Origin of the sequence: Pistricoccus aurantiacus (assembly GCF_007954585.1) — a bacterium.
GTDB classification, from domain to species: domain Bacteria; phylum Pseudomonadota; class Gammaproteobacteria; order Pseudomonadales; family Halomonadaceae; genus Pistricoccus; species Pistricoccus aurantiacus.
In genome coordinates, this window is sequence record NZ_CP042382.1 from 3,335,683 (window position 1) to 3,351,139 (window position 15,457).

11 protein-coding genes and 1 rRNA gene are annotated in these 15,457 nt (G+C 59.8%); 3 read left to right on the plus strand and 9 right to left on the minus strand.

Going from position 1 to position 15,457, the window contains the following annotated elements; genetic code table 11:
- Window positions 1-169: 169 nt before the first annotated feature.
- The 7 genes from FGL86_RS15790 to FGL86_RS15820 form a co-directional block, all read right to left on the minus strand.
- Window positions 170-1,707: ribosomal RNA gene (locus FGL86_RS15790) — 16S ribosomal RNA — on the minus strand.
- A 294-nt stretch (window positions 1,708-2,001) separates the two neighbouring features.
- The gene (gene prpD / locus FGL86_RS15795) at window positions 2,002-3,486 is read right to left on the minus strand and encodes a 2-methylcitrate dehydratase (RefSeq protein ID WP_147185661.1); all 1,485 of its coding nucleotides are present in this window, start codon (window positions 3,484-3,486) and stop codon (window positions 2,002-2,004) included.
- Between the two features lie 57 nt (window positions 3,487-3,543).
- Entirely contained in the window at window positions 3,544-4,740 is a 1,197-nt protein-coding gene (prpF, locus tag FGL86_RS15800) for a 2-methylaconitate cis-trans isomerase PrpF (protein WP_147185662.1), read from the minus strand.
- A 1-nt stretch (window position 4,741) separates the two neighbouring features.
- Complete coding sequence (gene acnD, locus FGL86_RS15805; RefSeq protein WP_147185663.1) at window positions 4,742-7,336, minus strand: Fe/S-dependent 2-methylisocitrate dehydratase AcnD; 2,595 nt, start codon at window positions 7,334-7,336, stop codon at window positions 4,742-4,744.
- Between the two features lie 80 nt (window positions 7,337-7,416).
- Window positions 7,417-8,544, minus strand: a complete 1,128-nt coding sequence (prpC, locus tag FGL86_RS15810) for a bifunctional 2-methylcitrate synthase/citrate synthase (protein ID WP_147186246.1) — start codon at window positions 8,542-8,544, stop codon at window positions 7,417-7,419.
- 44 nt (window positions 8,545-8,588) lie between these two features.
- Window positions 8,589-9,485 carry a methylisocitrate lyase gene (gene prpB / locus FGL86_RS15815; RefSeq protein ID WP_147185664.1) on the minus strand — a complete coding sequence of 299 codons (897 nt, stop codon included), beginning with the start codon at window positions 9,483-9,485 and terminating at the stop codon, window positions 8,589-8,591.
- 60 nt (window positions 9,486-9,545) lie between these two features.
- Window positions 9,546-10,253 carry a GntR family transcriptional regulator gene (locus tag FGL86_RS15820; protein WP_147185665.1) on the minus strand — a complete coding sequence of 236 codons (708 nt, stop codon included), beginning with the start codon at window positions 10,251-10,253 and terminating at the stop codon, window positions 9,546-9,548.
- Between the two features lie 218 nt (window positions 10,254-10,471).
- Between FGL86_RS15820 and pabB the strand changes: the two genes are divergently transcribed.
- Window positions 10,472-11,884, plus strand: a complete 1,413-nt coding sequence (pabB, locus tag FGL86_RS15825) for an aminodeoxychorismate synthase component I (RefSeq protein WP_147185666.1) — start codon at window positions 10,472-10,474, stop codon at window positions 11,882-11,884.
- Between the two features lie 102 nt (window positions 11,885-11,986).
- Window positions 11,987-12,607 (plus strand): phosphoadenosine phosphosulfate reductase domain-containing protein, encoded by a 621-nt coding sequence (locus tag FGL86_RS15830; protein ID WP_186764424.1) that lies wholly within the window; start codon window positions 11,987-11,989, stop codon window positions 12,605-12,607.
- 9 nt (window positions 12,608-12,616) lie between these two features.
- Here FGL86_RS15830 and cysB read toward each other — a convergent pair whose 3' ends face one another.
- Complete coding sequence (cysB, locus tag FGL86_RS15835; protein ID WP_147185667.1) at window positions 12,617-13,588, minus strand: HTH-type transcriptional regulator CysB; 972 nt, start codon at window positions 13,586-13,588, stop codon at window positions 12,617-12,619.
- A 325-nt stretch (window positions 13,589-13,913) separates the two neighbouring features.
- On the opposite strand from cysB, the gene trxA reads away from it, so the two are divergent.
- The gene (trxA, locus tag FGL86_RS15840; RefSeq protein ID WP_147185668.1) at window positions 13,914-14,237 is read left to right on the plus strand and encodes a thioredoxin; all 324 of its coding nucleotides are present in this window, start codon (window positions 13,914-13,916) and stop codon (window positions 14,235-14,237) included.
- A gap of 21 nt (window positions 14,238-14,258) precedes the next feature.
- Here the strand turns inward: trxA and FGL86_RS15845 are convergent, their stop codons facing one another.
- A complete protein-coding gene (locus FGL86_RS15845; protein WP_147185669.1) occupies window positions 14,259-15,431 on the minus strand; it encodes an AI-2E family transporter in 1,173 nt (390 codons plus the stop codon).
- Between the last annotated feature and the right edge of the window lie 26 nt (window positions 15,432-15,457).

Consider the following 15,457-nt stretch of genomic DNA (forward strand, 5'->3'; position numbering starts at 1 on the left):
AAAGAAAGAACTTGTCAGCATGATGTGCATTGTTAAAGAGCAGACTGTCAATCGACAGTCACTAGACAACGCACGCATCACGCGGACATGGGCTAGTGACTGTGGACTCACAATCACAACGGATCAGGTAATTCAGTGTGGGCACTTGCCGGGCAAGGCGGTCATCGGTTAAGGAGGTGATCCAGCCGCAGGTTCCCCTACGGCTACCTTGTTACGACTTCACCCCAGTCATGAACCACACCGTGGTGATCGCCCTCCTAAGTTAGGCTAACCACTTCTGGTGCAGTCCACTCCCATGGTGTGACGGGCGGTGTGTACAAGGCCCGGGAACGTATTCACCGTGACATTCTGATTCACGATTACTAGCGATTCCGACTTCACGGAGTCGAGTTGCAGACTCCGATCCGGACTGAGGCCGGCTTTCTGGGATTGGCTTCACGTCGCCGCTTCGCAACCCTTTGTACCGGCCATTGTAGCACGTGTGTAGCCCTACCCGTAAGGGCCATGATGACTTGACGTCGTCCCCACCTTCCTCCGGTTTGTCACCGGCAGTCTCCCTAGAGTTCCCGACCGAATCGCTGGCAAATAGGGATAGGGGTTGCGCTCGTTACGGGACTTAACCCAACATTTCACAACACGAGCTGACGACAGCCATGCAGCACCTGTCTCTGCGCTCCCGAAGGCACCCCGAGATCTCTCTCGGGTTCGCAGGATGTCAAGGGTAGGTAAGGTTCTTCGCGTTGCATCGAATTAAACCACATGCTCCACCGCTTGTGCGGGCCCCCGTCAATTCATTTGAGTTTTAACCTTGCGGCCGTACTCCCCAGGCGGTCGACTTATCGCGTTAACTGCGCCACCAAGTCCTCAAGGGACCCAACGGCTAGTCGACATCGTTTACGGCGTGGACTACCAGGGTATCTAATCCTGTTTGCTACCCACGCTTTCGCACCTCAGTGTCAGTGTCAGTCCAGAAGGCCGCCTTCGCCACTGGTATTCCTCCCGATCTCTACGCATTTCACCGCTACACCGGGAATTCCACCTTCCTCTCCTGCACTCTAGCCTGCCCGTTCCGGATGCCATTCCCAGGTTGAGCCCGGGGCTTTCACACCCGGCGTGACACGCCACCTACGCGCGCTTTACGCCCAGTAATTCCGATTAACGCTTGCACCCTCCGTATTACCGCGGCTGCTGGCACGGAGTTAGCCGGTGCTTCTTCTGCGGGTGATGTCGCTCGTGGCGGCTATTAACCACCACGCCTTCTTCCCCGCTGAAAGTGCTTTACAACCCGAGGGCCTTCTTCACACACGCGGCATGGCTGGATCAGGGTTCCCCCCATTGTCCAATATTCCCCACTGCTGCCTCCCGTAGGAGTTCGGGCCGTGTCTCAGTCCCGATGTGGCTGATCATCCTCTCAGACCAGCTACGGATCGTCGCCTTGGTGAGCCGTTACCTCACCAACCAGCTAATCCGACATAGGCTCATCCAATAGTGCGAGGCCAAATGGTCCCCCGCTTTCCCCCGTAGGGCGTATGCGGTATTAGCCTGGGTTTCCCCAGGTTATCCCCCGCTACTGGGTAGATTCCTATGCATTACTCACCCGTCCGCCGCTCGCCACCAGAAAGCAAGCTTTCCGTGCTGCCGCTCGACTTGCATGTGTTAGGCCTGCCGCCAGCGTTCAATCTGAGCCATGATCAAACTCTTCAGTTAAAAGCTTGATAGTCCTTGCCTTCCCCAACGGGAAGAAGCGGACCAATCTCGGTTCAAGAACCAAACGTCTCTTTGACGAGTCGCTTGTCTTGCATAAGAGATAACACCCCTCACGCCAACAAGCGCCCACATGAATTACCTGATCGATTGTTAAAGAGCAGCTGCTGCAACCAGGGTGGCCTCAGCAGCGGATGCGTACTTTACGACCCCAAACGATAAAGCGCAAGAGGTAAAATGAAAAAATTCGAAACCGCGAACCGGTGTCTCTTAGGACGTCGATATCGCGGTTCATGACTAGATGACGAACAGATCGACGAAGCGCTGCACCGGCGTTTCTTCCAGCTTAGCCTGATCCGTGCAAAGCGCAAAGATTTGCTCGCAGCGGCCCAGTGGAAAGCGCGTCGCCAGGTTCGCTTTGAATTTCTCCTCCAGTAGCGGAATCCCTTCTGCCCGACGGCGACGATGGCCTACCGGGTACTCCACCTCCACCCGGTCCGTCTCGGAGCCGTCCTTGAAGAAGACCTGAATGGCATTGGCGATGGAGCGCTTGTCCGCCTCCAGGTATTCTCGGGTATAGCGCTCGTCTTCGACGACTTCCATCTTGGCCCGGAGCTCGTCGATGATCGGATGAGCCTCGTGAAAATCGTCCTCGTAGTGTTCCGCCACCAGATTACCGAAGGCCAGGGGCACCGCGGTCATGTATTGCAGGCAGTGATCCCGATCCGCCGGATTGGCCAGCTTGCCTTCCTTGGAAATGATACGAATCGCGGACTCGTGGGTGGTAATGACGATCCTGTCGATCTCGTCGAGGCGATCCTTGACCTGAGGATGCAGCATCACCGCCGCCTCGCACGCGGTCTGGGAATGAAACTCTGCCGGAAAAGAAATCTTGAACAGCACATTTTCCATCACGTAAGTGTCGTAATCCTGGCTAAAACTGAACTTGCGCTCTCCTTCGGGTTTGATCTGCTGATCCTTGTTGGTCTTGGAGAAAAGCACGTCGTAGAAGCCCCACTGCGGCGCGGAAAGCGCCCCGGGAATGCCCATCTCGCCGTGCAGGGCGATATCCGCCAGGCGTACCCCTCGGGAAGTGGCATCCCCGGCGGCCCAGCTCTTGCGAGAGCCGGCATTGGGCGCATGGCGATAGGTGCGCAGGCTCTGACCATCCACCCAGGCATGAGACAACGCCGACAATAGCTGCTCGCGATTGGCGCCCATCAGTTTGGCGGTGACCGCTGTGGTCGCCACCTTGACCAGCACCACGTGATCGAGCCCGACGCGATTGAAGGAGTTTTCCAGGGCGATCACTCCCTGAATCTCGTGGGCCATGATCATGGCCTCCAGCACGGCGCGCATGGTCAGCGGCGCCTCCCCCTCGGCGACACGCTTCTGGGAGAGATGATCCGCCACTGCCAGGATGCCGCCCAGATTGTCCGAGGGATGCCCCCACTCCGCGGCCAGCCAGGTATCATTGTAATCAAGCCAACGAACGATGGCGCCGATGTCCCAGGCCGCCTTGACCGGATCCAGCCGGAAGGAGGTGCCCGGTACCCGGGCGCCGTGGGGCACCACCGTTCCTTCGACCAGCGGCCCCAGATGCTTGGTGCACTCGGGGAAACGCAGCGCCAGAAGGCCACAGCCCAAGGTATCCATCAGACAATTACGTGCGGTATCCAGAGCTTCGTCACTGTCGATCTTGTAATCGAGCACATAATCGGCAATTTTCTGAAGTTCTTCGTCATAGTCCGGACGAATATTGCTTTCGACGGTCGCGCTCATCGGGCATCTCCTTTTCATTCAACGATATCGAACGAGTGTTCTTTTCGGCCGGCAATGTCAGGCCTCGATCACCTCTCCGGGAACGCGCACCCAGCCTTCCATCAGTACGCGGGCGCTGCGGCTCATGACCGCCTTGGTGGCGGTCCATTGACCGCCTTCCTGACGCGCCTCGCCACCGACCCGCAGGGTGCCGGAGGGATGGCCGAAGCGCACCGAGGTTCGCTCGCCGCCGCCGGCGGCCTGATTGACCAGAGTGCCCGGTACCGCCGCCGCCGCACTGATCGCCACCGCCGCCGTCCCCATCATGGCATGGTGCAGCTTGCCCATGGACAGCGCCCGGACCAGCAGATCCAGATCCGCGGCCTTGATCTGCTTGCCGCTGGAGGACAGGTAATCCGCCGGCTCGGCGACGAAGGCCACCTTGGGAGTATGCTGACGACCCGCCGCTTCGTCCGGATGATCGATCAAACCCATGCGCATCGCGCCATGGGCGCGCAGGGTCTCGAAGCGAGCCAGTGCCTCGGGATCGCCATTGATGGCTTCCTGCAGCTCCGTCCCAGTGTAGCCGAGGTCCTTCGCCCGAACGAAAATGGTCGGAATACCCGCGTTGATCAAGGTAGCCTCGATCAGACCGCCTTCGACCACCGCTTCCGGCACTTCCAGCTTGTCCACCACATTGCCGGTAGGAAACATGGCGCCTTCGCCGGCCGCCGGGTCCTGAAACTCGATTTCCACTTCCGCAGCGGGGAAGGTCACGCCGTCCAGCTCGAAGTCGCCGGTTTCCTGCACCTGGCCATCGGTAACCGGCACCCGGGCGATGATGGTTTTCTCGATGTTGGCCTGCCAGATGCGCACCGTGGCCACGCCATTGTCCGGAATGCGACCAGGGTCCACCAGACCGGAACTGATAGCAAAGGCCCCCACCGCCGCGGTCAGATTGCCGCAGTTGCCGCTCCAGTCGACGAAGGGCTTGTCGATGGAAACCTGGCCGAAGAGATAGTCCACGTCGTGATCCGGCCGGGTCGGCTCGGCGAGAATCACCGTCTTGCTGGTACTCGAGGACGCCCCGCCCATGCCGTCGATCTGCTTGCCGTAGGGGTCCGGGCTGCCGATCACCCGCAGCAGCAGCGCATCACGCACCGGCCCCGGCGTTCGGGCAGCGTCCGGCAGATCGTCGAGACGAAAGAACACCCCCTTGCTGGTCCCGCCGCGCATATAGGTAGCGGGAATGCGAATCTGCGCTTGATGCGTCATTTCAGGCCACCTCCTCGGCTTCGAGGAAATCCTGGGCGAAGCGCTGCAGCACGCCCCCCGCGGAATAGATCGACATCTCCTCCTGGGTATCCAGGCGACAGATCACCGGCACCTCGACGCTCCCGCCATTGCGGCGGTGAATTACCAGGGTCATGGTGGCGCCAGGCCGGTAATCGCCAGTGACGTCAAAGGTCTCGGTACCGTCCAGTTCCAGGGTCTTGCGGGTGGTGCCTGCTTCGAATTCCAGGGGCAGCACGCCCATGCCAATCAGATTGGTGCGGTGAATGCGCTCGAAGCCCTCCGCGACGATCGCCTCCACCCCGGCCAGGCGCACGCCCTTGGCCGCCCAGTCCCGGGAAGAGCCCTGACCGTAGTCCGCCCCGGCGATGATGATCAACGGCTGCTTGCGCGCCATGTAGGTCTCGATGGCCTCCCACATGCGGGTCACCTCGCCTTCCGGCTCGATACGCGCCAGGGATCCCTGGATCACTTCGCCATTTTCATCCCGCACCATCTCGTTGAACAACTTGGGATTGGCGAAGGTAGCCCGCTGGGCGGTCAGGTGATCCCCCCGGTGGGTAGCGTAGGAATTGAAGTCCTCCTCCGGCAGACCCATCTTGGCGAGATACTCTCCGGCGGCGCTGTCCGGCAGGATGGCGTTGGAGGGCGACAGATGGTCCGTGGTGATGTTGTCCGGCAGAATCGCCAGCGGCCGCATTCCCTTGAGGCTGTTTTCCGATACAAACGCCTCTTCCCAGTAAGGCGGACGGCGGATATAGGTGCTCATCTCCCGCCAGTCGTAGAGCGGGCTCTTGGCCGCCTCGCCCCGGTCCAGATCGAACATGGGAATATAGACCTGCTGGAACTGCTCCGGCCTGACGTACTTCTTGACGATGGCATCGATCTCCTCGTCGGAAGGCCAGATATCCTTGAGGATGACAGGGTTTCCACGTGGATCCATGCCCAGCACGTCCTGTTCGATATCGAAGCGCACCGTGCCGGCGATGGCATAGGCCACTACCAGGGGCGGCGAGGCCAGGAAGGCCTGCTTGGCGTAGGGATGAATGCGCCCGTCGAAGTTGCGGTTGCCGGACAGCACCGCGGTGCTGTAGAGATCCCGGTCGATGATTTCCTGCTGGATTTTCGGGTCCAGAGCGCCGCTCATGCCGTTGCAGGTGGTACAGGCGTAGGCAACGATGCCGAAGCCGAGTTTCTCCAGCTCCGACAGTAGGTCGGCTTCCTCCAGGTAAAGTCGCGCGACTTTCGACCCTGGGGCGAAAGAGGACTTCACCCAGGGCTTGCGGATCAGCCCCAGTTCATTGGCTTTTCTCGCCAGCAGAGCAGCCGCCACCACGTTGCGCGGATTGGAGGTATTGGTGCAACTGGTGATCGCCGCGATGATCACCGCCCCATCCGGCAGCTCGCCTTCTTTCTCTTCCCACTGGCCGGCGATGCCGCGAGCCGCCAGCTCGGAAGTCGGCAGCTTGGCATGGGGGTTGGACGGCCCCGCCAGGGTACGGCCTACGCTTGACAGGTCGAAGCGCAGCACCCGCTCGTATTCGGCATTTTCCAGGCTATCCGCCCAGAGGCCGGCGGTCCTGGCGTAGTTTTCCACCAAGGCGACCTGCTCAGGCTCACGACCGGTGAGCTTGAGATAATCGATGGTCTGATCGTCGATATAGAACATTGCCGCGGTGGCGCCGTACTCCGGGGTCATGTTGGAAATGGTGACCCGGTCGCCGATGGTCAGGCTGGCGGCGCCCTCGCCGAAGAACTCCAGGTAGGCCCCCACCACCCGCTCCCGGCGCAGAAATTCCGTCAGGGCAAGGACGATATCCGTGGCGGTAATGCCCGGCTGACGCTTGCCCACCAACTCCACGCCGACGATATCCGGCAGACGCATCATGGAGGCCCGGCCCAGCATCACACTTTCCGCTTCAAGGCCGCCGACCCCCACGGCGATGACCCCCAGAGCGTCGATATGCGGGGTATGGCTATCGGTACCCACGCAGGTATCTGGAAACGCCACGCCATCGCGGGCCTGAATCACCGGGGACATCTTCTCCAGGTTGATCTGGTGCATGATGCCGTTGCCCGCGGGAATCACGTCCACGTTCTCGAAGGCGGTCTTGGTCCAGTCGATGAAGTGAAAGCGATCCTCGTTGCGACGATCCTCGATGGCACGGTTCTTCTCGAAGGCGTCCTCCTCGAAGCCCGCGTGCTCCACCGCCAAGGAATGATCGACGATCAGTTGGGTGGGCACTACCGGATTGACCTTGGCCGGATCGCCGCCCTGCTCGGCGATGGCATCCCGCAGCCCCGCCAGGTCCACCAGGGCGGTCTGCCCCAGGATGTCGTGACACACGACCCGGGCCGGATACCAGGGGAAATCCAGATCCCGGCGGCGTTCGACAAGCTGTTCGAGGGCGTCCTCGAGAGAGGCGGGATCGCAGCGGCGCACCAGGTTCTCCGCCAGCACTCGGGAGGTATAGGGCAGGCCGTCATAGGCACCGGGCCTGATCGCTTCGATCGCGGCTCGGGTATCGAAGTAGTCCAGGTCAGTACCGGAGAGGCGTTTGCGGTAATCAGTATTCATGTCAGATAGTCATCGAGTCAGGTCGTTAAACTGTGGGAGCGACCGTGGCACATGGGCCACGGTCATCGGGAAAGCGAGGTTCAATCACGCTGCTCGATGGGCAGCCACTCGCGTGCTTCCGGGCCCACATAGTCCGCGCTGGGGCGGATGATGCGGTTGTTCTCCCGCTGCTCGAACACATGGGCGCACCAGCCGGTGACCCGGGAGCAAACAAAGATCGGCGTGAACAGCTTGGTGGGAATGCCCATGAAGTGATAGGCGCTGGCGTGGAAGAAATCCGCGTTGCAGAAGAGCTTCTTCTCCCGCCACATCACTTCCTCGACCCGCTCGGATACCGCGTAGAGACGATCGTCCCCCACGTCGTCGGAAAGCTTCTTCGACCACTTCTTGATGATGGCGTTGCGCGGGTCCGACTCCCGATAGACCGCGTGGCCGAAGCCCATGATCTTTTCCTTGCGCTCGAGCTTGCCGAGGGTTTCCTTCTCCGCCTCGTCCGGGCTCTGCCAGTCCTCGATCATCGCCATGGCCGCCTCGTTGGCGCCGCCGTGCAAGGGGCCGCGCAGGGAACCGACGGCGCCGGTGACGCAGGAGTGCATGTCGGAAAGCGTCGAGGCACACACCCGAGCGGTAAAGGTCGAGGCGTTGAACTCGTGCTCCGCGTAGAGAATCAAGGAGACGTTCATCACCCGCGCGTGCAGTTCCGAGGCGGGCTTGCCGTGCAGCAGATGCAGAAAGTGTCCGCCCACGGACTCGTCGTCGGTCACCGTATCGATGCGCTCGCCATCGTGGGAGTAGCGATACCAGTAGTTGATGATCGAGGGAAAAGCCGCCAGCAGTCGGTCGGAGACATCCTGCTGCTCATCGAAGCTCTGCTCGGTTTCCAGATTGCCCAGCATCGAGGCGCCGGTGCGCATCACGTCCATGGGGTGAGCGTCCGCAGGAATCTGCTCGAGCACGGTTTTCAGGGCGTCCGGCAGATCCCGTAGGCCCTTGAGCTTGGCGATGTAGTCGTCCAGCTCCTGCTGGTTCGGCAGCTTGCCCTTGAGCAGCAGGTAAGCCACTTCCTCGAAGCGGGCGTTATCCGCCAGATCCTGAACATCGTAACCGCGATAGGCAAGCCCCGAACCGCTCTCGCCTACAGTACAGAGTGCCGTTGTGCCGGCGCTCTGGCCACGCAGGCCGGCACCGCCGGTAGGTTTGTCCGTCATCATTTTTCTCCTGTATTTACTTGGCATCTACTGGCCGGTCAGTGTCAGCCCTGACTCGAGGGATCGTCGCTTTCGAAAAGCGCATCCAGCTTGCGCTCGAATTCATGATAGTTGAGGAAGTCATAGAGCTCGTCCCGGGTCTGCATCAGTTCCACCACGTCCCGCTGATGGCCCTGGTCGTGGATACTCTGATAGACCTTGAGGGCAGCGGCGTTCATGGCGCGGAAGGCGGACAGCGGATACAGCACCATGCGACATCCCACCTCGGCGAGTTCCTGCTGGCTGAACAGCGGCGTGGCGCCGAACTCGGTGATGTTGGCCAGAATCGGCGCGTTCACTTGCTCGCAGAAGGCCTGATAGTCATCCAGGCTGTGTACCGCCTCGGCGAAGATGCCATCGGCGCCGGCCTCGATGCAGGCGTTGGCCCGGTCGATGGCCGCGTCCAGCCCTTCCTTCTGGAAAGCATCGGTGCGGGCGATCAGGTAGAAGTCCGGATCGAGCCGGGCGTCCGCCGCCGCCTTGATGCGGTCGACCATTTCCTGCCGGGAGACGATGGCCTTGTTGGGACGATGGCCGCAGCGCTTCTGGGCCACCTGATCCTCGATATGAACCGCCGCCACTCCGGCCCGCTGCATTTCCTTGACGGTACGGGCGATGTTGAAGGCCCCACCCCAGCCGGTATCGATATCCACCAGCAGCGGCAGGTCCGTCGCGCCGCAGATACGATGGGCGTCCTGAACCACGTCGTTCATGGTGGTCATGCCTAGATCCGGCAGGCCGAAGGAGGCGTTGGCCACGCCGCCGCCGGATAGATAGATCGCCGAATGGCCGACTCGCTCCGCCATCATGGCGGTGTAAGCGTTGATGGTGCCGAGTATGGGTAGCGGGTGATTGGTCTCGAGGGCAGCGCGAAAACGCGCGCCGGGGGTCTGCTGTGTCATGATGCGCTCCTGTAAAGAAGTAACGGGTGGCGGTCGCAATGACGCCGGTAAACAACGGTTTCACGCCGACGCTGAACTTTCCTTCAATGTCGCCGCGTAACGGTCCGCGACATTGGCCCGAGACGCGCTGACGTGACGGCGCATCAAAAGCTCCGCGAGTTCCGCATCGCCGGCTTCAATGGCATCGACGATACGATGGTGCTCGACGAAGGCGCGCTGCGGCCGCGCTCCCCCGGCGCTGAACTGGGTGCGATAGAGTCTCACCAGATAGTAGAGATCGTCGCAAAGCATGGTCACCAGCATGCGATTGTGGCTGCCCTGCACGATTCTGTAATGAAAATCCAGATCGCCTTCTCGCTGATAGTAAGCTTCGCCGCGCTGCAGGTCCGCCTGACGCTCGTGTCCCGCCAGTACCTCACGCAGCGCCGCGATTTCCTTTGGGGTCATGTACTCGGCGGCGAGCCTTGCGGCCATGCTTTCCAATGCCTCGCGCACATCGAACAGCTCAAGCAGCTCCACCATGGTCAACTTCACGACTCGTGCGCCCACATGAGGCACTCGCTCGATCAGGCGATGCGCTTCCAGCCGACGCATGGCTTCCCGAAGCGGGCCGCGGGAAATGCCATAAGTCTTGGATAGCCCTGGCTCGGTAATCTTGCTGCCCGGCGCCAGCTCGCCCCGCACGATGGCATCCTGGAGCTGTTGAAACACCCGCTCCGCCAAGGTGCGCACTTCGGTTGCGGTGGTTTCAGTAGTCGTAAAGTTCATAGTGATTGTCGACAATTAAGCATTAATAATACTGTAGCCCTCCCCTGGAAATGGGTCAATAGATGTAAATACACGCCAATCTAGGTCTTTCGTCGTAAGCATCGTTCATCCCTAGCAAAGCCCTTGTCGACAATCTCGAAGACTCTTATTGCCTGCGAACGGGACAAATCTTAAAGCTCTCCGTAAGATATTGTCCTCGCACAGCCAGGCGCTTCCTTATGCCAGTTCCCGCCATTCCAGACACGACAAGGTCCGCCTTGGAAATCACCGATTTCCCCTATTGCTCCGACCCCCTCGATTATTTCAATACGTTACGCGCCCATCCCGGCGCCGTTCTGCTCGACAGCGGCCAGCCCGCCGCGCCCTCCGGTCGCTACGACATCATGAGCGCGGACCCATTGGCGATGCTGGAAGTGTCGCCCGGTGGCGAAATGCACTGCGATATCGATATCCCTCTGCACGGTTCTCTCTTCGAGGTGCAACGGCGTGTGCTGGAGTGGCTGCCCGAAGCCGCATTCTCCAGCGACCTGCCCTTCCTGGGCGGCTTGATCGGCTATTGGAGCTACGACCTGGCGCGTCGGATGGAACCAGTTGAGGGACGTGCCCGGGATGCCACCGGCCTGCCCTGGAGTCGGGTCGGCCTGTACGACTGGGCCTTGATTCAGGATCACTATCAAGAAAGAACCTTTCTGGTAGCCACGGCTCGACGACGTCGCCAGGTCAGGGCCTGGTTCGGTCACCAAACTGACAAGAGTACAAACTTCGCTTTGGCCGCGCCGTTCACCGCCGAGATGAGTCGCCAGGATTACGGGGAGCGTTTTCAGGCGGTCAAGCGCTATATCCAGCAAGGAGACTGTTATCAGATCAACCTGACCCAGCGTTTCAGCGCGCCTTGCGAAGGGGATCCCTGGCAGGCGTATCTGCGACTTCGTCATGCGACACCGACCCCCTACGCCGGCTACTGCGCCTGGGAGGATAAAGCCGTGCTGTCGCTATCTCCCGAGCGCTTTCTCACCTGTCGAAATCGTCAGGTGGAGGCTCGGCCCATCAAGGGCACTCGCCCTCGAGGCGATACGCCACAACAGGATCAAGCACTGTCCGAAGCACTACTAGAAAGCCTCAAGGATCGCGCGGAGAACGTGATGATCGTCGATCTGCTGCGTAACGATCTGGGTCGTGTCTGCCGGCCGGGCAGCGTCGAAGTGACCAAGCTGTGCGGCCTGGAAAGCTATGCCAACGTTCATCATCTGACCAGCATCATTCAAGGCGAGCTTGGCCCTACTTATCATTCCCTGGATCTGCTGGCCGCCGCCTTTCCCGGAGGCTCGATCACCGGCGCCCCCAAAGTGCGCGCCATGCAGATCATCGACGAACTCGAGCCCAGCCGGCGCAGCCTCTATTGCGGCAGCCTGGGTTATGTGGATATCCGGGGAGAAATGGATCTTTCCATCGCGATCCGCACTGCGGTGATCAGCTGCGGGAGGATTCATTTATGGGGCGGGGGCGGCCTGGTGGCGGATTCAGAAGAAAACGCGGAGTATCGCGAAAGCCTGGACAAGATTCGCCATCTGATAAAGGCACTGGAAACGCTCGAACCCTCACGCCAGGCTGACACCGATAGCGTCGGATGAGGACAACATAAGGTCCAAACCAAACGCTATTGGGTGATAAAGCCGGTGGCTTGCTAAGGTAGCAGTCTTTTCAGCTAGGGACAGTCAGCGAGGAGTCAGCCGGTGAACCTGGATTTGGAACGCATCAATCATGAATGGGGGCGGGAACCGCAGGCGCTGATACAATGGGCGCTTGAACAGGAAACAAACGCCATCTGCACCACCAACTTTCGCCCTTTCGAAGCGGTCATCCTGCATATGGCAACCCGGGCGCGCCCGGATATCCCCGTGGTATGGATGGACAGCGGCTACAATACCGAGGCGACCTACCGCTTCGCGGACGAAGTCACTCGACGTCTTGCCCTCAACCTGGTGGTGTATCATCCGCGCCGCTCCCGGGCGCACCGGGAAGCGCTGGAAGGCATCGCACCGGGATTGGAGGATCCCCGCCATGCGGCCTTCACGGAAGAGGTCAAACTCGAACCCTTTCGGCGTGCTCTGCGAGAAATGGCGCCAAGAGTATGGCTGACCGCGCTACGCGGCGAAGACACCCCGGAGCGGTCACGGATGCAGCCGGTATCCCTGGGCGATAACGGCCTGCTCAAGGTCGCGCCGCTGCTTCACTGGACCGCCAAGGACATGTACGACTATGTGCAGCGCTTCGATCTGCCCAACAACTTCGACTACTTCGATCCCACCAAGGTGGAGGCCAAGCGGGAATGCGGCTTGCATCTGGCTCGTTGACCGAGCGCATCAGCGGACTGGCAGCTCGATATCCTCGAACAACCCCTGCTCGTGACGCGGCCCGGCGCTCAGGGCGGCGTCGACCACATCCCGATCGAGATGCCCGGCGAAGCGCTGCAGGAAATCGTACATGTAGCTGCGCATGAAGGTACCGCGGCGAATGCCGATCTTGGTGGTCGAACTCTCGAACAGATGGCTGGCATCCAGCGCCACCAGATCGCTGTCCTCCTGCGGATCGATCGCCATGTGCGCAACGATACCCACCCCCAGCCCAAGGCGCACGTAGGTCTTGATGACGTCCGCATCCGCGGCGGTCAGCACCACGTGGGGGGTGAGATTCTTGGCGTGAAAGGCATCGTCCAGTTGAGAGCGCCCAGTAAAACCAAAGACATAGGTAATCAGGGGATATTCCGCGACTTTTTCCAGGGTCAGATTCTGTACCCGCGTCAGCGGATGCTGCTTGGGCACCAGCAGGCAGCGATTCCAGCGGTAGCAGGGCAGTAATACCAGATCGCTGAAAAGCTCCAGGGCTTCGGTACAGATAGCGAAATCCGCCTGGCCCTCACTGACCATTTCGGCGATCTGCTTGGGAGTGCCCTGCTGCATGTGCAGGGCTACGTCCGGATACTTCTGGCGAAATGCATGGATCACCGGAGGCAAGGCATAGCGCGCCTGGGTATGAGTGGTGGCAAGCGACAGGCTACCACGGCGCTCGTCGCTGTGCTCCTGGGCAATCTGCTTGATATTCTCCGTGGTACGCAGCACCTGCCCCGCCAGGTCGACGATGGCTTGCCCCGCCGGGGTCACTCGAGTCAGATGCTTGCCGCTGCGCGCAAATATCTCGATCCCCAGTTCGTCCTCGAGCAGGCGGATCTGTTTGGAGATTCCCGGCTGCGAGGTATAAAGACTCTGAGCAGTCGCGGATACGTTGAGATTGTGCCGGGTAACTTCCCATATATAGCGCAACTGCTGTAACTTCATTCTCGATGGCTCCCGTCCTGACTATTCAAAGCGGCTTCGGTGATACATACTTGCCGGCAAAACCGCTTTATGGAATAAAAAAATAATTACTCATTACTATATAGCATATCTATCGCAGGAGAATCATTCATCATCATGTCGGTCATCGGGAAATTCGAGGTAGCGCTAGACGTGGGACAAACCAGGCTCGGGAAGGAAATCATTACATCAAACCATGAGGTAGATCGAACCTGCCATTTGCCAGGTCCCCTTGGCTGACGCTAAGATTTGCCGACTAAGCATGCCCATATCGTATAGTACAAGCGCAACGTAACCGGAGAGTCTCATGTCCCAGAATGTCGATGTCACTACCAACAATTTCGAGCAGGAAGTGCTCAAGGCAGACAAACCGGTCCTGTTGAAGTTTTGGGCGCCCTGGTGCGGCCCTTGCAAGATGATGGCACCGGTAGTCGATGAAGTGGCTGATGAGCGCAGCGAAAATCTGAAAGTCGTCAGCATCAACGTGGACGATGCGCCGGAGATTGCCGCAGAGCAAGGCGTGCGTGGCGTTCCCACGGTCATGCTGTTCAAGTCAGGCGCTAAGGTGGCTTCCCTCGTCGGCGCGCAGTCAAAATCCCAGCTGGCTCAGTTCATCGAACAAAATATCTGATTCGACCTTTCTTTTCAGACCTTATCGTCCCGGTCCGTCTCCGGGACGACGTCCACCGGGATAGAAGCGTTTCCAGTGTTCCGCTAGTCTCATTCGCTCATAAAACTTTTTCATCAGCGTCTTACGACGATTCTTTTCTTGCGCCGGTTCCACCGGTCCTAGCATACGGGCGATCCACTGGGTACTCGGATGGCTATCCAGGGCAATTTTCAAGGTCATGGTCAGCAGCACCGAGAGCAGCAGGCCGACGACGCCGAATATCCAGCCCCACACCACCAGGGACAGAAACGCCACAAAGGTGGAAAGTCCTAATGCACGTCCCATCAGCTGAGGTTCGACGATATTGCCCAGAACGACATTGATCAGCAGATAGGCCCCAGCCAGGATCAACGCCTCGACGAAGCCGCCGTCCGGGGATATCAGCAGGAAAAGTACTGCGGGAATCGCTGCTAGCACCGAACCGATATTGGGAATGAAATTGAGCGCAAAGGCCAGGGTTGCCCACACCAGCGGAAAGCCGACACCCAGCAAGAGACAACTGATCCAGACCAGCACGCCGGTGATCAGGCTGATCGCGGCCTTGACCGCCAGGTAACGCCGCAGGGTCAGACTGAATTCCTGAAAACGTCGCAGGCTGGGCGCTGGGTCGTCCAGCGCCTTCCATACCGTGCGCCGGAAGTTCAGCGTCTCGAACAGCATGAATATCGCCAGAAGGGAGACAACCATGCTCTGCACGATAAAGGTGCCCACACCACTCAGCACATCCTGAAATAGCTCCGCCCCTCGAGAGGGATCCCACCACTGGGTCAATTGATCCGGTTCGATGGCGACGCCAAGCCCTGCGATAAAAATCAGCAGATCGAGATAGAGGTCGTTGAGTCGCTCACTGATTTGCGGCAGCTGTTGGTTGAAAGTGCTGAAACTATTGACCAGCAACAGGCCTACCAAGGTAAAAAATAGAATGATCAGGCCTAGAGTGATCAGAATGGACAGACGCCCGCCTATTCCCAGCTTCTGTAGCAAGTGCACCGGCGACGTGCATACCACCGTGATGAACAGGGCGAGCAGCACCGGCACCAGCAGGCTGGCTCCCGCCTTCATGCCCGCGACGATGATGACCAGCGCCGCAAGCGAAAAAATCAGTTTGAAGGGGATACTGCGTTCCTCTTCATTCAAATCGTCATGCTCGTTCATGGTGTCGCCGTCCTGGCATCTAAGCG